The sequence below is a fragment of the Ensifer sp. 22460 genome (genome assembly GCF_052044935.1).
Classification (GTDB): Bacteria; Pseudomonadota; Alphaproteobacteria; order Rhizobiales; family Rhizobiaceae; genus Ensifer.
In genome coordinates this window covers 1-19,578 of sequence record NZ_JBQENZ010000030.1, presented here as the reverse complement: position 1 = coordinate 19,578, position 19,578 = coordinate 1, and the positions used below count along the sequence as shown (strand labels likewise).

The 19,578-nt window shown below is 62.4% G+C and carries 21 protein-coding genes; 18 read left to right on the top strand and 3 right to left on the bottom strand.

The window, feature by feature from the left end; all coding sequences use genetic code 11:
* Positions 1-185: 185 nt before the first annotated feature.
* On the bottom strand, positions 186-746 hold the full coding sequence (locus ACTJKM_RS29230; RefSeq protein ID WP_058329541.1) for a GNAT family N-acetyltransferase: 561 nt from the start codon (positions 744-746) through the stop codon (positions 186-188).
* Between the two features lie 23 nt (positions 747-769).
* Positions 770-3,127 (bottom strand): Orn/Lys/Arg decarboxylase N-terminal domain-containing protein, encoded by a 2,358-nt coding sequence (locus tag ACTJKM_RS29225; protein ID WP_440661483.1) that lies wholly within the window; start codon positions 3,125-3,127, stop codon positions 770-772.
* A 274-nt stretch (positions 3,128-3,401) separates the two neighbouring features.
* On the opposite strand from ACTJKM_RS29225, the gene ACTJKM_RS29220 reads away from it, so the two are divergent.
* From ACTJKM_RS29220 to ACTJKM_RS29190, 7 genes are read left to right on the top strand one after another with little or no spacing between them, the layout of a single operon-like run.
* A complete protein-coding gene (locus ACTJKM_RS29220) occupies positions 3,402-3,827 on the top strand; it encodes an acetyl-CoA carboxylase biotin carboxyl carrier protein (protein WP_058329540.1) in 426 nt (141 codons plus the stop codon).
* Positions 3,827-5,224 carry an acetyl-CoA carboxylase biotin carboxylase subunit gene (locus ACTJKM_RS29215; RefSeq protein ID WP_113513670.1) on the top strand — a complete coding sequence of 466 codons (1,398 nt, stop codon included), beginning with the start codon at positions 3,827-3,829 and terminating at the stop codon, positions 5,222-5,224. The genes ACTJKM_RS29220 and ACTJKM_RS29215 overlap by 1 nt, the downstream gene beginning before the upstream one ends.
* Positions 5,211-5,678, top strand: a complete 468-nt coding sequence (locus tag ACTJKM_RS29210) for a hypothetical protein (protein WP_440661482.1) — start codon at positions 5,211-5,213, stop codon at positions 5,676-5,678. Before ACTJKM_RS29215 ends, ACTJKM_RS29210 begins: the two co-directional genes overlap by 14 nt.
* Positions 5,675-6,385: a 5-oxoprolinase subunit PxpB gene (gene pxpB / locus ACTJKM_RS29205; RefSeq protein ID WP_113513674.1), complete on the top strand. Its 711-nt coding sequence runs from the start codon at positions 5,675-5,677 to the stop codon at positions 6,383-6,385. Before ACTJKM_RS29210 ends, pxpB begins: the two co-directional genes overlap by 4 nt.
* On the top strand, positions 6,382-7,374 hold the full coding sequence (locus tag ACTJKM_RS29200; protein WP_440661480.1) for a biotin-dependent carboxyltransferase family protein: 993 nt from the start codon (positions 6,382-6,384) through the stop codon (positions 7,372-7,374). The genes pxpB and ACTJKM_RS29200 overlap by 4 nt, the downstream gene beginning before the upstream one ends.
* A 9-nt stretch (positions 7,375-7,383) precedes the next feature.
* Positions 7,384-8,151: a LamB/YcsF family protein gene (locus ACTJKM_RS29195; RefSeq protein ID WP_058329535.1), complete on the top strand. Its 768-nt coding sequence runs from the start codon at positions 7,384-7,386 to the stop codon at positions 8,149-8,151.
* A gap of 48 nt (positions 8,152-8,199) precedes the next feature.
* Complete coding sequence (locus tag ACTJKM_RS29190) at positions 8,200-9,402, top strand: pyridoxal phosphate-dependent aminotransferase (RefSeq protein WP_440661478.1); 1,203 nt, start codon at positions 8,200-8,202, stop codon at positions 9,400-9,402.
* Positions 9,403-9,413: 11 nt separating this feature from the next.
* Here the strand turns inward: ACTJKM_RS29190 and nac are convergent, their stop codons facing one another.
* A complete protein-coding gene (gene nac / locus ACTJKM_RS29185) occupies positions 9,414-10,319 on the bottom strand; it encodes a nitrogen assimilation transcriptional regulator NAC (RefSeq protein WP_440661476.1) in 906 nt (301 codons plus the stop codon).
* Positions 10,320-10,467: 148 nt separating this feature from the next.
* Between nac and ACTJKM_RS29180 the strand changes: the two genes are divergently transcribed.
* The 11 genes from ACTJKM_RS29180 to gndA form a co-directional block, all read left to right on the top strand.
* Positions 10,468-11,226, top strand: a complete 759-nt coding sequence (locus ACTJKM_RS29180; RefSeq protein ID WP_113513678.1) for an SDR family oxidoreductase — start codon at positions 10,468-10,470, stop codon at positions 11,224-11,226.
* Positions 11,223-11,930 carry an amino acid ABC transporter permease gene (locus ACTJKM_RS29175; RefSeq protein ID WP_440661474.1) on the top strand — a complete coding sequence of 236 codons (708 nt, stop codon included), beginning with the start codon at positions 11,223-11,225 and terminating at the stop codon, positions 11,928-11,930. Before ACTJKM_RS29180 ends, ACTJKM_RS29175 begins: the two co-directional genes overlap by 4 nt.
* Positions 11,927-12,691: an amino acid ABC transporter permease gene (locus ACTJKM_RS29170; RefSeq protein WP_058329531.1), complete on the top strand. Its 765-nt coding sequence runs from the start codon at positions 11,927-11,929 to the stop codon at positions 12,689-12,691. Before ACTJKM_RS29175 ends, ACTJKM_RS29170 begins: the two co-directional genes overlap by 4 nt.
* Positions 12,688-13,455, top strand: a complete 768-nt coding sequence (locus ACTJKM_RS29165) for an amino acid ABC transporter ATP-binding protein (protein WP_058329530.1) — start codon at positions 12,688-12,690, stop codon at positions 13,453-13,455. Before ACTJKM_RS29170 ends, ACTJKM_RS29165 begins: the two co-directional genes overlap by 4 nt.
* 33 nt (positions 13,456-13,488) lie before the next feature.
* Positions 13,489-14,325 (top strand): ABC transporter substrate-binding protein, encoded by an 837-nt coding sequence (locus tag ACTJKM_RS29160; RefSeq protein WP_058329529.1) that lies wholly within the window; start codon positions 13,489-13,491, stop codon positions 14,323-14,325.
* Between the two features lie 100 nt (positions 14,326-14,425).
* A complete protein-coding gene (locus ACTJKM_RS29155; RefSeq protein WP_058329528.1) occupies positions 14,426-15,100 on the top strand; it encodes a 4-carboxy-4-hydroxy-2-oxoadipate aldolase/oxaloacetate decarboxylase in 675 nt (224 codons plus the stop codon).
* Positions 15,101-15,151: 51 nt separating this feature from the next.
* Positions 15,152-15,919, top strand: a complete 768-nt coding sequence (locus ACTJKM_RS29150; protein WP_058329527.1) for an SDR family oxidoreductase — start codon at positions 15,152-15,154, stop codon at positions 15,917-15,919.
* Positions 15,888-16,463, top strand: a complete 576-nt coding sequence (locus ACTJKM_RS29145; RefSeq protein ID WP_440638613.1) for a gluconokinase — start codon at positions 15,888-15,890, stop codon at positions 16,461-16,463. The genes ACTJKM_RS29150 and ACTJKM_RS29145 overlap by 32 nt, the downstream gene beginning before the upstream one ends.
* Entirely contained in the window at positions 16,463-17,410 is a 948-nt protein-coding gene (locus ACTJKM_RS29140) for a 2-hydroxyacid dehydrogenase (RefSeq protein ID WP_113513684.1), read from the top strand. The genes ACTJKM_RS29145 and ACTJKM_RS29140 overlap by 1 nt, the downstream gene beginning before the upstream one ends.
* A 9-nt stretch (positions 17,411-17,419) precedes the next feature.
* Positions 17,420-18,451, top strand: a complete 1,032-nt coding sequence (locus ACTJKM_RS29135) for an L-idonate 5-dehydrogenase (RefSeq protein ID WP_113513686.1) — start codon at positions 17,420-17,422, stop codon at positions 18,449-18,451.
* Between the two features lie 102 nt (positions 18,452-18,553).
* Positions 18,554-19,578: NADP-dependent phosphogluconate dehydrogenase (gene gndA, locus ACTJKM_RS29130; protein ID WP_440661171.1), on the top strand; the 1,025-nt coding region annotated here is incomplete at its 3' end.

The window sequence follows — 19,578 nt, the reverse complement described above, 5'->3', positions numbered from 1 at the left end:
TTTCTCTTCGAGCTCCGCGTTTTCGAGTGCGTTCTCTGGCTATGTCGGAAAGACGCCCTCAGTTTACGCAAAGGTTTTTAGCCGGCGCCAGAGATCGAGTGCTGAATGAAGGTCGGGGAGTCGCGGCCGCGTCTTGGGGGGCTCAAAAGCGGGCGCGGCCCACCCGGGTTTTGCAACTTCGATCGTCAACGGGTGGAGAGGGGCGGGGGAGGAGGCGGCGTTGTCGCGCCGGTGCCGAGCGAACGTTGGACCATGACACTGTCCGCCCAGCGCCCGTAGCGATAGGCTACCCCCTGCAGGAGGCCAACGCGAAGGAAGTTGAACCGATCGTGCAGAGACAGCGAGGCAACATTCTCGGCATCGATATAGCCGATCATCTGCCGGAAGCCGGCTGCGGCACAAGCGTCGATCAGGCCGCGCATCAGCAGACCTCCGATGCCCTGGCCCAGATGCTCGTGATGAACATAGATCGAGTGCTTGACGGTATAGCGGTAGGCAGGTCGCTTGCGAAACAGTACGACATAGGCGTAGCCGACCACTGCGCCCTCCTTGATCGCGACAAGGTGCGGGAAGCGGCGGCTCTTCAAGTTCTTCCGCCGCTCGCGCAGATCGTCCGGCTGTGGCGTGTCGCCCTCGTCCACACCCTCCTCGATGCCGAAGCGAATGTGGCGGCGATAGATCGCCAGCATGGCGTCCACGTCGCCGTCCCGCGACGGGCGAATGACGATTGACTTGTCTTGCTGCATGAGGGATCCGAAACTGCTAAACCCTATTCCGCGACGACGTAGGTATGAAGTCGTACGCGGCCCGATGCGTCCGTTTCACGGTAGAGACCTTGGATCTCAACGTCAAAGCCGGGAAACGTGTTGAAACAAGCTTCGAACATCTTGAGATAGTCGATCATCGGCTGCGCTCGCTCGGTCAACCGCTCGCCCGGCACGATGGTGGCGATCCCCGGCGGATAGACGACGAAAGGCGTCGTTGCGATCCGCCCCCCGATGGCGTCGATCGGAAGATAGTCCACATCGTTGCGCACGAGGCAGCGCGCCGCGTCGTGGGGCGAAAGGGCGATATCAGGCAGGTGCGCTTCGGAAAATTGCTTCGCCTGCAGCGCGCTGACATTGGCGTCGCGGAAGAAGCGATGCATATCGCCGCACAGGTCGCGCAACCGCACGCCAGCGTAACGACCGGGTCGGCGGCGATAGAATTCCGGAATTGCCTCTTCCAAAGGCGCATTGTCGTCATGAAGCCGCTTGAAAGCGACAAGTCCGCTGATCAATGTGCCCGCCTTGCTTGCCTCGACGCCGGGCGTGAGCAGGAACAGCAGGGAATTCAGGTCATTCTTTTCCGCGACGATCCGGTTTTCCCGCAGGTATTGCGCGACAATCGGCGCCGGAATGCCATGCTCGGTATATGCGCCGGTCGCCCTTTCAAACCCGGGCGTGAGCAGTGTGAGTTTGTTGGGATCGGTCATTGCGAAGCCCGGCGCCATATCGGAAAAGCCGTGCCACGCAGCACCCGGGGCAAGGTGCCAGAAGGCAGGATTGATGGCGAGCTGATCGGTGGCGACGCTCTCCCAGGGCACGTCGTGCACCGCTCCAGGGCTTGCCACATCCGGCATTGCCACCCGGTCCGGCACGAACGGCTCAAAAAACCAGCGGCGCTCGGGCCGACGCTCCTTCTCCTCGAACTCCCGGCGCACAGCCCGTATCTTCTTGCGCAATTCGATGCCGAGGCGGATCGTATCGTCCCACAGCACTTCGCCAGAGCGGCCCTTCATCATCTGCGCGCCGACGTCCAGGGAGGCGAAGAGCGGATAGAAGGGCGATGTCGACGCGTGCTGCATGAAGCTCTCGTTGAAGCGCCGGTGTTCGACCCGCCGCTTCTGGCCGGTGATGTGCCGATCCTTCATGTGGATCTGCGAAGCCTGTGAAAAGCTCGCAAGCTGTTTGTGCGTGGATTGCGTGGCGATGATGCCCGGCGCTTCGGGTCCGAGTTCTGCAAGGCCCATGGCAAAACGACCAGCATAGAGCGGATGAAACTTCATGAAGCCCGCCCAGGCCTCGTCGAACAGGATGTAGTCGCACAGATGCCCGATGGCCTTCAGGATCATCTCCGCATTGTGGATCGTGCCGTCATAGGTGCACTGTTCCACCACCGCCACCCGAAACGGGCGCGGCTTTTGCCAGGCGTTGGGGTCCTTGACCAATGGGTGGGTGCGGATGCGTTCCCGCAGCGTCTCCTCGTTCAGGGAGCCAAAATCCATGGGCCCTATCAGGCCATGGGCGTTTCGCGCGGTCGGCACATAGACCGGGATACCGCCGGAGATCATCAGCGCGCCGTGATGGGCTGCCTTGTGGTTGTTGCGGTCGAACAAAACAAGGTCGCCATCGGTGACGAGGGCGGAGAGCGCGATCTTGTTGGAGGTCGAGGTGCCGTTGAGGACGAAATATGTCTTCTCCGCGCCAAAAATCTTGGCGGCTTCCTTCTGCGCCGCGAGCGCCGGGCCCTCATGGGTCAGGAGATCGCCGAGGTCGAGCACGGAATTGTCGAGATCGTCGCGGAAAACCGCTTCGCCCAGATGCTCCATAAACACGCGGCCGACCGGGCTGCGGCTATAGAACACGCCGCCATTATGGCCGGGACATGTCCAGAGCTGGTTGCCTTCCTCGGCGTAATCCACCAGCGCGCCAAAGAAAGGTGTCTTCATCGTCTCGGCATACTGCTTGAGGCGGCTGATGAGGTTCTTTGCGATGAAGGCGGGGGTCTCCTCGGACAGGAAGACATAACCGTCGATGAAGTCGAGCACTTCTACCGGCACATCCTCGAAGCGCTTGCGGCGGATCAAGAGAATGATCGGAAATTCGAGACCTCGGCGGCGCATCAGATTGATGAGGGAGGCTGTCTTGCCCTCCATGCCCTTCTTGCCCCAATCGACCATCATGCAACCGATGGCCGCGTCCGTCTGGACGGCGATTTCGGCGTCTTCAAGATTGCGTGCGCGCACCACCTCGAAACCGGACCGTTCGATCTCCTCGACGATCTGGTGGTAGCGGGCCCCCTCCAGGTCCTCGCTGTCGAAGGCGGGTGTCGCGAACAAAAAGGTGAAGCGCCTGAAGTAGTCCATCTGAGCCTCCGCCATCTATACGAAGCAAGTTGTTCGTGTGTTTCGTGACGATGTTGTGACGGCGGCCCGGATTATCTGTGATCTTCGAAACCAACTCGTGCGGGCCATTCGTCCAAGAGTCCTCGTGGAGCAGCGGGAGAGGGAGCGGTGGCTCTCTATTCAAAGTTTGTCTGCCCCCATCAAACGGGATGCTGTGTAAGATTTCCCCAACTGCACCGGACGGATCACGGCTCCAGGGCCGCACCCCGGTGACCTTCATTCCGTGGGGAAAACAATGGATCTGCAAAAGATCAAGACGCTTCTCGACTTTGTCGGGCGTTCGCATGTCTCGGAGCTGACAGTCAGCGATGCGGACACGACTGTCGTCATTCGCAATCCGGCTCGTGTAGCCAACCTGGAAATCCCAACCACCGTGCAGGCAACGCCATCGACGGTCGAGCCGCCAAGGTTGGACGACCAGCCGCAAACGCAGCTTGTTCGTGCTTCGACCTCAGGCATCGTACATCAGTCAAACAGCCCGGGATCCGCTCCAATCGTGGCGGAAGGCGATCCGGTAGAGGTGGGGCAAGCTCTCTGCATCGTGGAGGCGATGAAAGTCTTCACGACCATTTCGGCTCCGTTCGGCGGCATCGTCAAGCGCATCTTCTTTGCGGACGGCCAGGAGGTCGCCTTCGGCGACCCGCTCGTGGAGATCGGGTGATGGACGCGTCTTTCGAGGCCGCCCGGAAAACCGGTCATCCATTTCTGTCCGTCCTCATCGCCAATCGAGGAGAAATCGCCGTCCGGATCGAACGGGCCTGCAAGGAACTCGGCCTTCGCGCGATCCGTGTTGCATCCGAGGCGGATAGGGCCGGCGCGGCAGCACCGGGCGAAGGTGGTCCACTCTCGATCGGGCCGTCAGCACCAGCCAGGAGTTATCTCAACCAGGCGGCGATCCTGCTTGCAGCGCGTGTGACCGGCGCGGAGGCGATCCATCCGGGTTACGGGTTTCTCTCGGAGAATGCGGAATTCGCCGAAGCGGTCGAAAGGGCCGGACTGGTTTTCGTTGGCCCACCGGCCTCGGCAATCCGCATCATGGGCGACAAGATCGCTGCCAAGCGCGCGATGATGGCGGCCGGCGTCCCTTGCGTGCCGGGACCGGGCGAGCCTCTACCTGATAACATAGATGCCGTGCGCGCCACCGCTGAGGCCATTGGTTACCCGGTCATCGTCAAGGCGGCCGGCGGCGGCGGCGGGCGGGGCATGCGCGTCGTGCGCGACGGCGCCGATATAGCCGATGCGGTCGCGATCACGCGCGAGGAGGCGCGCCGGGCCTTCGGCAAGCCTGAGCTCTACGTGGAAAAGTTTCTGGAGCACCCGCGCCATGTCGAATTCCAGGTGCTCTGCGACAATCACGGCAATGCAGTCTGGGTTGGTCATCGCGATTGCTCCGTTCAGCGACGGCACCAGAAGGTCGTCGAGGAGGCGCCGGCACCCGGTATCGCACCGGAACTCGCAGAGAGGATCGGCGCGCGCTGCGCGGAGGCCTGCCGGCAGATCGGTTATCGTGGGGTTGGGACCTTCGAGTTCCTTTACGAGCACGGCGAGTTCTACTTCATCGAAATGAACACCCGGCTGCAGGTCGAACATCCCGTGACGGAGGCGACAGCGGGCGTCGATCTCGTGCACGAGCAGCTGCGTTCGGCCCAGGGCGACGTGCTCGACACGCGCCGTTTCCGCGGAGAGACGCAAGGACACGCCTTCGAATGCCGTATCAATGCAGAGGACCCGACCACTTTCGTGGCCGCTCCCGGCCGCATTTCAGCGGTTCGTTTTCCAAGCGGACCGGGCATTCGCGTCGATACCCATGTCTCGGCCGGATACCGGGTTTCCCCGTATTATGATTCCCTGATTGCCAAGCTGATCGTCCACGCCCCGACCCGCGACGAGGCGATCCGGCGCATGCAGGTCGCGCTTTCGGAAACCAGGATCGAAGGCATCTCCACCAACCTCCCGCTGCACGAAAGGATCTTTGCAGATCCGGATTTCATGCAGGGCTGCGTCGATATCCATCATCTTGAAAAACGTTTGAGGGAGGAAGCCGGTGTCAAGGCGTGACCGCTCGTCAGGCAGATCCGTGATCGGTGACTTCTCCGATCCGGCCCTCATCTCCACTCTGACCACCTGGCTTGGCGCTTCCGGCGCGAGCGAGTTGGAGATCAGCACGAAGGACGGCCACGCCTTGAAGATCGTGCTGGCCCCCGACGCCAGCCCGGTCGAGCGTCGTCAAGAGGCTCAGGATGTGACCTCCTTGGTGCCCGAAGGCCGGGCCGTCAAGGCGCCGCTTGCCGGGGTTTTTCGCGACCGGCATCCCGCTGGATCGGACGCTTCACCGCTTGCCGGTGAGGGCCGAGCGCTCGAAGCCGGCGATATCGCCGGTTTTGTCGAGGTCGGGCCCATCCTCGTCCCGGTGGTCGCGCCGGCAACCGCGATCGTCGCAGGCGTTCATGCCCGTGCCGGAGAGTTGATCGGCTACGGAGATCCCGTTTTGACCATGGAACACACCCAATGAGCCTCCTGCAACAGGCCCCGTTCCCGTCGCCTGCCTCAATCGTCCCGAATACCGAGGCGCTGGCGAAGATTTCCTTCATCGGCACGCGTGCCTTTCTGCTCGAAGCACCCGGGGCCTTCGACCTGCCGAACCAGAGGCGCATCTGGGCGCTCTCCCGCGCGCTCGAGACGCACGAAGACGTCGCCGAAATCGTTCCTGGCATGACCAACCTGTTGGTCCTCTTGAAGGAGACCCCGGACGATCCGCAAGCTGTCGTCCGGCACCTGCAGGACGAATGGCAGCGTTCGCAGGGCATCGAACTTGCCGGTCGGCAAATTGAAATCTCCGTCACCTATGGCGGCGAACATGCCACTGACCTGCCGGCGCTCTGCGACCTCAGCGGCCTCAGCGAGCGGGAGGTCGTGCGCATTCACCACGAAGGCATCTATCGCGTCTTCGCTCTCGGCAGTGCGCCGGGCTTCGGGTACCTGCACGGACTTGATCCACGCATCCACATGCCGCGAAAGACCGTGCCCTCGCTCAAGATGGCGCGGGGCTGCGTCACGATCGGCGGCATGCAAACCGGTGTTGCCGTGCTGACCGGCCCGAACGGATGGAATTCGATCGGCTTTGCCGAACTTCAGATGTTCGATCCGCTGGCTGCAGCGCCCGCCTTGATGGCGCCTGGCGATACCGTGCGCTTCCGCCCTGAAAGGATCGACTTGTGATCGAAATCCTCGAAACCGGCCCGCTGAACACTGTCCAGGATAGGGGGCGTCCGGGCTATCGAAATATCGGGGTCACGGCCTCAGGAGCAATGGATCCCGTGGCACTGGAGATCGGCAACATTCTCCTTGGCAATCCGCAGGGTGCCGCCGTCATCGAGGTGCAGACTTTCCCCTTCCGGCTATGTTTTGCCAAAGGTGGCGCTTTCGCGCTTACGGGTGCCGATTGCCGGGCGAAGCTCGACGGTGTCGCCCTGCCGCCCTGGTGGGCTGCGGAAACTGAGGCCGGTCAGGTGCTGGAGCTCTTCCCGCCGCTTCGCGATGCACGGGCCTATGTGAGCCTGGCTGGCGGGGTCGATGTGGCGCAGGTGATGGGATCGCGCAGCACGTCGTTGCGTGGCAGCTTCGGCGGGCTTGCGGGCAGGACCCTTGCCGCCGGCGACGGCATCACGACCGGTCCGGTTGAACCCGCTGTCCTGCCGAAAGGTGGTTTCGGCGTTGTGCCGCCAGCGGTTGCTTTGAAGGATGTGTTTCCTGTCGACGAACATGGTGCGCTTCTCATTCGCGCACTCCCGGCCGGCGAACACGACCTCTTCGGAGCCGACGCGGACCGGTTCTGGCGCCAGCCGTGGAAGATCTCGGCGCGCAGCGACCGCACCGGCTACCGTCTCAGCGGAGATCCGATCCATCCGGTGGAGGTGGTGGAGATGCGTTCGCACGGCGTCGTGCCCGGTGTCATCCAGGTGCCGCCTGCAGGCGAACCGATCGTCCAGATGAGCGATGCCAACACGGCCGGAGGCTATCCGAAGATCGCCGGCGTCATCGAGGCGGATCTCTGGCGGATGGGGCAGGCTCGCATCGGTTCGACGCTGCGTTTCGTGCCGGCCACGCACGCTGAGGCTCGGGCCATTGAGAAGGCGCTCGCCGCCTATGTCGAAGACATCAGAAATACCGCGCGCCTCGTCAGCAAGGCGCTCGCCGCCATGGCTTAGGAGACATTCATGAAGGTGGATCTCAATTCCGATATGGGCGAGGGCTTCGGACCCTATTCGCTTTGCGACGATGAGGCGATGATGGATGTCGTGACCTCCGCCAACGTCGCCTGCGGTTTTCATGCCGGCGACCTCGAGACGATGGCCCGGATGGTGCGTCTCGCACGGGCGAGGGGAGTTGATGTCGGTGCGCATCCGGGCTTGCCGGACCGGCAAGGTTTCGGTCGCCGCGAACTGCCCTTCGGACCTGATGAGCTGCGCCAGCAGATGCTCTACCAGCTGGGCGCGCTGATTGCGATCGCCCGCGCGGAAGATGTGCGCGTCTCCCATGTCAGTTTTCATGCTGCAATGGGCAACATGGTCAATCGCGACCCGACCCTGGCGGCTGCGATGATGGCGGCGATCCGTGCGGTCGATCCCGAGTTGATTGTCTTTGGCACGTCCGGCAGCACCATTGAACGCGCGGCGCTCGATGCCGGGCTCAAGACGCTGACCCTCTTCCTTGCGGACCGCGCCTATGACGCCGAAGGCAAACTCGTGCCGCGTGGCAAGCCCGGTGCCCTCGTCAAGGAGGAGGCCCTGGTGCGCGCAAGGGTGCGGCAGTTTCTGATCGAGGGGACCGTAACCGCCATCGACGGGACCGTGATCCCCATGCTGGCTCGTTCCATCCTCGTGCACAGCGATACGCCGGGTTCGCTCGAACTTGCCCGTACCGTCCGCAGCGAAATCGAGGCGGCTGGCGGCGTGGTCACGCCCGTCTCCAAGCTTCTGGGTTGAGCCCTCGCACACTACAAACCTTATCCGTCCCTATCGAAAGCAACGATCATGCCCGCTATTGCCGACCGCTTGAAGAACGTTTCCGTTTCCGCTTCTGCTACCATGAGCCAGCGCGCCCGCGACCTTGCAGCAAACGGCATCAAGGTTATCAGCCTCTCCTCAGGCGAGCCGGATTTTCCGACGCCCGCAAACGCCGTCGAGGCGGCCCATGCCGCAGCTCTTGCAGGCGACACGAAGTATCCACCACTCGACGGAACGCCGCCACTTCGGAAAGCCATCGCCCGCAAGTTCAAGCGGGACAACAACCTCGACTACGATCCCTCCGAGATCGTTGTGGCCGGCGGCGGCAAGCAGATCATCTTCAATGCCGTCCTTGCCACCTGCAATCCCGGCGACGAGGTCGTCATCCCTTCGCCCTCATGGATCAGCTATGCGGATATAGTGAAATTCGCCGGCGCGGTACCGGTTCCGGTCGATTGCCCGCAACAGAACGGATTCAAACTCAGGGCCGAAGACCTCGAAGCCGCGATCACGCCGCGCACCAAGTGGCTGTTTCTGAACTTCCCGAACAACCCGACCGGTGCTGCCTGCTCACGCGCCGAGATGAAAGAGATTGCCGAGGTGATGCTCAGGCACCCGGATGTCTGGATCATGACCGACGACATGTACGAACACCTGATCTACGACGACTTCGAGTTCTGCACGATTGCCGAGGTCGAACCGCGCCTTAAGGATCGCGTGCTGACGGTCAACGGTGCATCGAAGGCCTATGCGATGACCGGCTGGCGCCTCGGCTTCTGCGGCGGCCCGAAAGACCTGATCGAGGCGATCAGCAATGTCAACGGCCAGAACAGCGGGGGCACGTCGACGATCACCCAGGCCGCCGTTGCCGCCGTGCTCGATGGTCCGCAGCACATCCTTAGGGAGCGGGCGGCGATCTACAGGAAGCGGCGCGACTTCGTGGTTGAGCGGCTGGGCGCGATCGAAGGGATCCGCTGCCACAAGCCGGAAGGCGCCTTCTACGTTTTCCCGAACATTGCCGAGCTCATCGGCCGGACCAGCAAGAAAGGTCGCAGGATCGAGAACGACACGGATTTCGTATTGGCGCTGCTCGACGAACATCACGTGACGACCGTGCAGGGAGCTGCCTACGGGATGAGCCCGTTCTTCCGGATTTCCTATGCCACCAGCATGGAACAGCTGAGTGAGGCCTGCGACCGCATCGCTGATTTCTGCGCCGGTTTGAAGTAAACGCTCAGCCGTTAAACCTTGAGGCGGGCGGTGAGCTCCATGAGGATAGATCTCACCGCCAGTGCCGGCTCCGACAGTTCGCTCTGATCGGAAACACAGAGCGAGAGGGTCTCTTCGATCTTCGGCGTGACCATACGCGAGACGAGAGGTTCCGGCGACTCCGCAATGATCCGTTCAGCGATGGCGCGTGGCATGATGGTCGCCCCGACCCCGCCGCTGACGGCGCGCGCGAGTGTGCGGACGATCTCGACCTCGGCCACGACATTCAACGAGAAACGGGCGCGCGTGAAGGCAAGGTCGATCGCCCGGCGCACGAAATTGTGGGGCGGCGGCAGGAGCAGCGGAACGTCATTGAGAGCGCTCAACGGCAGCGGCGCGTCACCCGGTTCGATGCCGAAATTGCGGTGCGCCACGAGGTGAAATTCTTCCACGAAGACAGGCTCGAACCGGACACCCTTGATGGGTCCGGTTCCATGGATCAGTGCCATTTCCAGCCGGCCATTCATGATCATCTGGCTGTAGGTCTGACCCACACTTTCGGTCAGATGCAGTAAGATGCCGGGATGGCGCTTGCGCGTTTGTGTCAACAGCTCGACGGAGAGCGTGGCCGCACTCGAAAAGGGCACGAGACCAACCGAGACGCGCCCGACAAGCGTGTCGCCAGCTGCCTTTACGTCCGCCTGTGCCTGGTCCATTTGCCGCAGGATGATTTGGGCATGACGGTAAACGGCCTTGCCGGCCTCCGTCATCGAGACCCCCTGCTGGCTGCGGATCAGAAGCTTCTGGCGGAAATGGTCTTCCAGCGCGGCAAGCTGCTGGCTGAGGGCCGGTTGGGCGATGTGGAGAACGTCGGCTGCACGCGTGATGCTACCGGTGTCGACGATGACGATGAAGGATTTGAGACGCCTGATATCCATATGCCCTGCCTGCCTGTTCGCCCCAGATGTTACAGGGCAACGGGCTTGCCGCAAGTCCATAAGCCATCCTTATCCATCCAGATTCAAACGGTCTTATTCAGAGGCGGAAAGCTTCGCTACTCTCGCTTTCAACAACAGGGGAACCACAATGTCCTTTTCCGATTACAGAACCGCACTCGTGACGGGCGCATCCTCCGGGATCGGTGCTGCGGTCGTCGAGCGGCTCCGCCGCGAGGGCCTCGAGGTGCATGCGGTTGCCCGTAGCGCCGATGCGCTGAAGGCACTTGCGGAGCGCACCGGCTGCATTTCTCACGCAATCGACGTAACCGACCGTGCCGCCCTGGCGAAGCTTGCCGGTGAAGTTGAGTTCGACATTCTGGTGAACAATGCCGGCGTCGACCGGCCGAAGAAATTTCTGGAGGCGGAGGATGGCGACATCGATCTCCTCGTCGATGTCAACTTGCGCGCCGTCCTCCATCTCTGCCGTCTGATCGTGCCTGGCATGGCTGAGCGCGACTGCGGCCATGTCATCAACATTTCTTCGATTGCCGGCAACTACAACTTCAATGGAAACTCCACCTATCACGCGACCAAGGCCGGCGTCAGCATGCTGTCCAACCAGCTGCGCATCGACACTTTCGGCAAGCGCGTGCGCGTAACCGAGATCTGCCCGGGCCGGGTCGCTACCGACATCTTCAATCATGTTCACGGCAACGATCCTTCCATCCGCGAGCGCTTCATCGACGGCTTTGAACTGCCGCAGGCGAGCGACATCGCCGATGCGATCGCCTTTGCGATCGCCGCACCCGTCGCTGTCAACATCGGGCACATGGAAATCACCCCGACGCTTCAGGTGATGGGTGGACTGCAGACGGCCAAACCGCAGACGAAGGAACCACGGTCGTGAAGGGCTTCGAACTCGCCGCGATCCTCGGAAACCCGGAATACGTCGCCATGCTGCTGCATGGCATCGAGATGACCTTCATCATCGCCGTGTGCTCGTGGACCCTGGCCATGACACTTGCGGTCATCCTGCTCGCCGTCCGTTTTTCTCCCGGCCGCATCGGCAACACGGTGGTCGCAGCTTACGTCTCCTACCACCGAAATGTGCCGACACTCGTGCAGCTCATGCTCTGGTACTTCGGCATCTACACCATCCTGCCCTCAGGGCTGGCTGACTGGCTCTCTGCGCATTCGGCGGAAATGATCTTCGCCATCGTCGGCCTTGGCCTCTGCCAGGCGGCTTACTTCAGCGAGGATCTGCGCTCCGGCCTGCGCTCGGTCAATCCCGGCCAGATGGAGGCGGCACGTGCCCTGGGTCATGGCTATCTCTCTGCAATGCGCTTCGTGCTGATCCCGCAGGGTGTTCGCAATGCCTTGCCGGCGCTTGTCAATCACAGCGTTTCGCTCTTCAAGAACAGCAGCCTTGCCATTGTAATCGGCGCGCCGGAGCTCACCCATGCCGTCAAGGAGATCGAGAACCTCTCCTTCCGAACCTTCGAAATCTACCTGGTCGGTACGGTCCTCTATCTCTTCTTCACCCTGATAATCATGGCCGCTGGTGCCTACCTCACCTGGCGAGCTGATCCGGCGAATGGAGCGAGACGATGATCCATGACCTGATCGCCATCGTCGACCAATACTGGCTCCTGCTCCTTATCGGGCAGTACCCGAACGGACCGCTCGGCGGCCTTGCCAATACGCTGATCCTTTCGGCGCTTAGCATCGCGATTGCCTTTCCGTTCGCGATCCTTCTGGCTTTCGCCAGGCTCTCTAAATACCGGGTTCTGCGTTGGCCGGTGACCGTACTCGTCTATGTGACGCGCGGCGTGCCGCTCCTGATGCTCGTGCTCTGGAGCTACTTCCTCGTGCCGCTGCTCACGGGCGCCGATGTGCCGAGCTTCCTCACCATGCTGACGACCCTGGTTGTCTACCAGGGCGCGTTCCTGAGCGAGATCATCCGGGCAGGCATCGTTGCCTTGGGGCAGGGCCAGATGGATGCAGCTCGTGCGCTCGGTCACAGCTATTTCAGCGCGATGCGCTACGTGATCCTGCCGCAGGCGCTCTACAACATGATCCCGAGCATGCTGTCGACCTTCGTCGCAACCATCAAGGACACGACGCTCGGCTACGTCATCAACGTGCCGGATCTCACCTTCGCCGCCAGCCAGGTCAACAACCAGCTCCTCACGCAACCCTTCCAGGTCTTCCTAATCCTGGCGCTGACCTACTACGTGATCTGCTGGTCGCTCACCTGGCTCACCAACGTCGTCGAGCGGCGCATTACACGCCGGCGCGCTGGCCTTATTGCCCCGAAACGCCGCAGGCAGTTGCCGATTTCCCTGACACCGAACGCCACGGAGCAGCCATGACCGCGTCAACCTCCACTATTGCAAAGGATCAGGCGATCCGGCTCGCCGATGTCCGCAAGAGCTATGGCGACTATGACGTCTTGAAAGGCATCGACGCGACAGTCGCGCGGGGCGAAGTGGTCGTCATCTGCGGTCCCTCCGGCTCGGGGAAGTCGACCTTGATCCGCACGGTGAACCGGCTCGAGGAGATCAACAGTGGTTCGATCTTCTTCGAAGGGCAGGACGTCCACGCACAGATGAGCGGGCGAGACCTCAACCGCCTGCGCAGCCGCATCGGCTTCGTTTTCCAGAGCTTCAATCTTTTCCCGCACCTCTCCGCGGTCGACAATGTCGCAATGTCCCCGATCCGGGTGAAGGGCGTGGCCCCGGCAGAGGCACACGAGAAGGCCTTGAAGCTGCTCGACCGTGTCGGCCTTCGCGAAAAGGCAAACTCCTATCCGGGCCAATTGTCCGGCGGGCAACAGCAGCGCGTGGCGATCGCTCGCGCGCTCGCCATGGAGCCGCCCGTGATGCTGTTCGATGAGCCGACCAGCGCGCTCGACCCGGAAATGGTCGGAGAAGTGCTGAACGTCATGAAGTCGCTTGCCGCCGAAGGCATGACCATGATGTGCGTCACGCACGAAATGGGCTTCGCCCGTGATGTCGCCGACCGCATCTGGTTCATCGACGCAGGCCAGATCATCGAGACCGCGACGCCTGAGGAATTCTTCAAGAACCCCAGGCATCCGCGTGCGCAGCGGTTTCTCGCCGACCTGCGCCACTAGAACAAGCAAGACCAACAACGAAGGAGAACAGCAATGAAGTGCAGCCATCTTATTCTTGGAATGACCGTCGCGGCGGCAGCGCTCGCAGGTCCGGCGAAGGCCGATCAGCTTGAAGACATCCTCGCCAACAAGACACTGAGGTGCGCGACTTTCGCGGACGTGCCGCCCTTCGCCGCTCCGGACGCAAAGACGCGTGAAATGGTCGGCTTCGACGTCGATCTGTGCGGCGCAATCGCCCGTGAACTCGGCGTGAAGGCCGAGGTCAAACCGGTTTCCGTTGAAGCTCGCGTACCGGAGGTGAAACTCGGCCGGGTCGATATCACCGTCGCCAATCTTGCCTATACGCAGAGCCGTGCCGAACAGATCCAGTTCAGCGATCCCTATTACCTCGCCAAGGAAATGCTGATCGTGCCGGCGGACGATGCAGGCAAGGCAAAGACCGATTATGCCGGCCAGCGCCTTGCCTCCACCAAGGGTTCGACCTCCGAAATGTCGATCAAGCTCAACAAGTCCGAGCCGCTCACCTTCCAGGACACGGCGTCGGCTTATCTCGCCGTGCAGCAGGGCAAGGCCCGCGGCATGGTCGCCAACACGATGACGACCACCAAGCTGGTCAACGAATCGAAGACCCGCGGCAAGGAAATGCGAATGATCCCTGAGCCCATGCTGTTCCAGCCGATCGGCGTCGGCATGGCAAAGGATCAGCCGGCACTGACGGCCAAGATCAACGAAGTGCTGCACAAGCTCGATGATAGCGGCGAGATCAACCAGATTTGGGACAAGTGGCTCGGCCCGAACACCGAATACAAGATGGCTCGCACCGACAAGGTTGCACCGCTCTCCGAACTGAAATTCGACCCGATCCCCTGATGGGGCCGGGTCGCGCGTAAGCGACCCCCGTTCTTCCAAATGTCTTGAACAACGCAAACGGCGGGCGTCGCGCCCGCCGCGACCACCCATGGGAAAAATCATGACGCATATCAAGAAAATGCCCGTTCGCCCGAGTGCCGCCGAAGTGGAAGCGGTGGCCAAGTTCTCGCCGGCAACGATCCATGAGGCGCAGGGACGCCGGGGGGCATTGTCCTCCCGCATCAAACCCGTCGACTACCGCATGAAGCTCTGCGGTCCGGCCTTCACGGTCCGTTGCGCACCCCGCGACAACATCATGCTGCAGCTTGCAATCGACTACGCTCAGCCGGGCGACATCATCGTCGTTTCGGCGGGCGAATACGAAGAGGCCGGATCGTTTGGCGACGTGCTAGCCAACGCCTGCCTTGCCAAGGGAATTGGCGGTCTTGTGACCGACAGCGGCGTGCGCGACACTCTGCAACTGCGCGAACTCGGTTTCCCGGTGTTTTCGCTCAGCGTCTGCATCAAGGGCACGGTCAAGGAAACCCTGACCTCGACCAACGACCCGATCATCATCGGTGGGGAGGTTGTCCATCCCGGCGACATCATCGTCGGCGACGCTGATGGCCTGGTCGTGGTGCGGCGGGAAGAAGCATTTGAGGTCGCGAAGCTGTCGCAGGCGCGCGAGGATGCCGAAGCCGAGTACATTGCCGCGTACAAGGCAGGAAAATCGGTCATCGAAGTCAGCAAGCTCGAGCCGGTGCTGAAGGCAAAAGGGCTCGTGATCGAAGGCTGACCAAGGGCCGGGACGTCTCGTGCGAGCGCCCGGCGGTAAAGGAGAGTAGGTTTGTCATTTCCACTTTTTGACCTCAAAGGGCGGCGCGCCTTGGTGACGGGCTCGTCGCAAGGGATAGGCTTGGCGCTGGCGCGTGGTCTTGCCGAACACGGAGCTGCACTTGTACTCAACGGTCGCGACCGCTCGAAGCTGGAGGCGGCCGCTGCCGCATTGAAGGATGCCGGCTACACTGTCGATGTCGCGGATTTCGACGTCACGGACGCGGACGCGGTAAAGCGCGGAGTCGACCAGATCGAGCAGGATATCGGCGCCATCGACATCCTCGTCAACAATGCCGGCATGCAGTTTCGCGCGCCGCTTGAAGACTTTCCCGCCGAGCGCTTCGAGCAATTGCTGAAGACGAATGTCTCCAGCGTCTTTTACGTCGGCCAGGCGGTCGCCCGACACATGATCGGTCGCGGCGCCGGCAAGATCATCAACATCGCCTCGGTGCAGAGCGAGCTCGCGCGCCCATCGATCGCGCCCTACACGGCGACCAAGGGCGCGGTCAGGAACCTGACACGCGGCATGTGCACCGACTGGGCAAAGTATGGATTGCAGGTGAATGCGATTGCGCCCGGCTACTTCAAGACGCCGCTGAACCAGGCGCTGGTCGACAGCGCCGAGTTTTCCGCCTGGCTGGAAAAGCGCACGCCGGCGGCCCGCTGGGGCGATGTCGAAGAACTGGTGGGTGCCGCGGTCTTCCTGGCAAGCAACGCCTCCTCCTTTGTCAATGGACACACGCTCTATGTCGACGGCGGCATCACGACCAGTCTCTGAACTCCGTCGCGGCTTTGGCCCGGTCGTCGTCATGGGCGTATCCGGCTGCGGCAAGTCCACCGTCGGCGACCGGCTCGCCAGCTATCTCGGCGCGCGCTTCATCGAGGGCGACAGCCTGCATTCGGCGGCCAATGTCGAGAAGATGCGCAGCGGCACGCCGCTGACCGATTCTGACCGCTGGCCCTGGCTCGACGAGATCGGCACCCGTCTGGCCAGTCCGGCCGCGACCGTCGTGTCGTGCTCGGCCTTGAAACGAGCCTATCGCGAACGGCTGAGGGAAGTCGCCTGGCGACCGATCACCTTCGTCTTTCTGCAGGGCACCCGGGCGCTGCTCGCGGCGCGGCTGGGTGAGCGAAAGGGCCATTACATGCCGCTGGCGCTGCTCGATAGCCAGCTTGCCACCCTCGAACTGCCATCGGGGGAGGCGGACGTCGTTACCATTGAAATCGATCAGTCGCTGGAGCGCATCGTCGCGCTGGCGATGAACACGCTGGCGATCCGCGCCGATCGCGCCGCCAGTGAACCAACCACGGGAGGAAACTGATGACGAAACCGGAAATCCTGCTGATGGGTCCCTATCCGGATTGGGACCTGGTGGAACTCGAAGCGCGCTACGCGGTCCACAAGATCTACGAGGCCGAGGATCGGGACGCCTTCCTTGCAACGCATGGGCCGAACATCCAGGCGATTGCGACCCGAGGCGAGCTCGGCGCATCGGCCGATCTGATCGGCAAGCTGCCGCAGGTCGAAATCGTCTCCGTCTATGGTGTCGGCTATGATGCCGTCGATCTCGCGGCCTGCCGGGAGCGCGGGATCCGCGTCACCAACACCCCTGATGTGTTGACCAACGACGTTGCCGATCTCGGCGTCGCCATGATGCTCTGCCAGTCGCGGGGCATGATCGGCGCGGAAAGCTGGGTGAAGGACGGAAGCTGGGCAGCCAAGGGCCTATATCCGCTGAAACGGCGGGTCTGGGGGCAACGCGCCGGTGTGCTCGGCCTTGGCCGCATTGGCTTCGAGGTGGCCAAGCGCCTCAAGGGCTTCGATATGGACATCGCCTATAGCGACGTCTCCGAAAAACCCTATGCGGATGGCATGACCTTCTTCGCCGATCCGGTTGCCCTGGCAGAACGGTCGGATGTGCTTCTCGTGACGCTCGCGGCCTCGGCTGCGACGCGGCACATCGTCTCGAAGCAGGTGATCGAGGCGCTCGGTCCCGACGGCATGCTGATCAACATCTCGCGCGCCTCCAACATCGATGAGGACGCGCTGCTCGACGCGCTCGAAAGCGGTGCGCTCGGCTCGGCGGCGCTCGATGTATTCGAGGGTGAGCCGATGCTCAATCCTCGCTTCCTGAAGCTCGACAATGTCCTGCTGCAGCCCCACCACGCCTCCGGCACCATCGAGACCCGCAAGGCGATGGGCAAGCTGGTGCGCGACAATCTCGCCGCGCATTTTGCCGGCGAAGCTCTGCCCACCCCTGTCGTTTGAGGTCCTGAAATGAAAGCCGTTGTCATTCACGCCGCCAAGGACTTGCGGATCGAGGATCGGGAGACGCAGGCGCCTGGAAAGGGCCAGGTCGAGGTTCAGATCGAGGCCGGCGGCATCTGCGGGTCGGATCTCCACTACTACAACCATGGCGGCTTCGGCACGGTGCGGCTGCGCGAACCGATGATCCTCGGTCATGAGGTTGCCGGCACGGTCAAGGCGCTCGGCGACGGTGTCTCGACGTTGGCCGTCGGCGATCGGGTGGCGGTGTCACCGAGCCGCCCCTGCGGCACATGCGACTATTGCCAGCGCGGTCAGCAGAACCATTGCCTGAACATGCGCTTCTACGGCAGCGCCATGCCGATGCCACACATCCAGGGGGCGTTTCGGCAGCGGCTGGTTGCCGAGGCGTGGCAGTGCCACAAAATCGCTGACGGCGTCTCGAGCAACGAAGCCGCAATGGCCGAACCCTTTGCCGTGACGCTTCACGCCGTTTCGCGCGCCGGTTCGCTGCTTGGCAAGCGGGTTTTGGTCACCGGCTGCGGCCCGATCGGGGCGCTGGCGATCATCGCCGCACGCGCTCACGGCGCGCGTGAGATCGTTGCGACCGACGTGATGGACGGTGTGCTCGACAAGGCGCTATCGATCGGCGCCGACCGGGTGATCAACGTTGCCAACAATCCCGATCAGCTTGCCGCCTATGCCGCCAACAAGGGCACCTTCGACGTCCAATTCGAGGCCTCGGGCAATGCGCAGGCGGTGCGCTCCGGTCTCGACGTTCTCAAACCGCGGTCGGTGCTCGTCCAGCTCGGGCTTGGCGGCGACGTCGCCATCCCGCAAAACCTCGTGGTGGCAAAAGAGATCGAGATGCGCGGTACGTTCCGGTTCCACGAAGAATTCGGGCTTGCCGTCGATCTCATTAACGCCGGCCGGGTGGACCTGACCCCACTCTTGACCGGGATCTTCCCCCTGGAAGACGCGGTGCGCGCCTTTGAGACTGCCGGCGACCGTAGCCGTTCGATGAAGGTGCAACTCGCCTTCTAGCCTTCATTGCTCCATCGGTCGACCGGTCCCCCGATCGATGGAGCCTCCACGTCGAGCGCGCGAAAACGTCAGCTCGCGTTCAATCTCCTAAGGAGCAATCACGTGTCACAGGCGGAAATCGGCCTAATCGGTCTCGGCGTCATGGGCTCGAACCTGGCGCTCAACATCGCTGAAAAGGGCAACAAGATCGCGGTGTTCAACCGCACCGTCGAGGCGACGCACAAGTTCTACGCGGAAGCCGGTGAACTCAAGGGCCAGATCGTGCCCTGCGACACCATTGAAGAGTTTGTTGCCGCCATCCGTCCGCCGCGCCCGATCATCATCATGATCAAGGCCGGCGAGCCGGTCGATCAGCAGATGAAGATCCTCGAGCCCTACCTTTCCAAGGGCGACATCATGATCGACGCCGGCAACGCCAACTTCCGCGACACGATGCGCCGCTTCGAGGCGCTGAAGGACAGTGGCCTGACCTTCATCGGCATGGGGGTTTCCGGCGGTGAGGAAGGCGCACGTCACGGCCCGTCGATCATGGTCGGCGGCAAGGAAGAATCCTGGAAGCGCGTCGAGAGTGTTTTGACCTCGATCGCCGCGAAATACGACAACGACCCTTGCGTCGCCTGGCTCGGCGAAAACGGCGCCGGCCATTTCGTCAAGACCATCCACAACGGCATCGAATATGCCGACATGCAGATGATCGCCGAAATCTACGGCATCCTGCGCGACGGCCTGAAGATGTCGGCGACCGAAATCGGCGAGGTCTTCGGCACCTGGAACAAGGGCCGCCTCAACTCCTACCTGATCGAGATCACCGAGAAGGTGCTGAAGGCGGCCGATCCTCTGACCGGCAAGCCGATCGTCGATTTGATCCTCGACAAGGCCGGCCAGAAGGGCACCGGCAAGTGGTCGGTGATCGAGGCGCAGAACATGGGCGTGCCGGCAACCGGCATTGAGGCGGCGGTGGCCGCGCGCAGCATCTCCGCGATGAAGGACGAACGCGAAGCGGCCGAAAAGATCCTCGGGCTGCCTGAGGTCGGCGACTTCAAGGTGGCCGACAAGGCAGCCTTCATCAGGGATCTCGAAAGCGCGCTGCTGGCCGCCAAGATCGGCGCCTATGCGCAAGGCTTCGC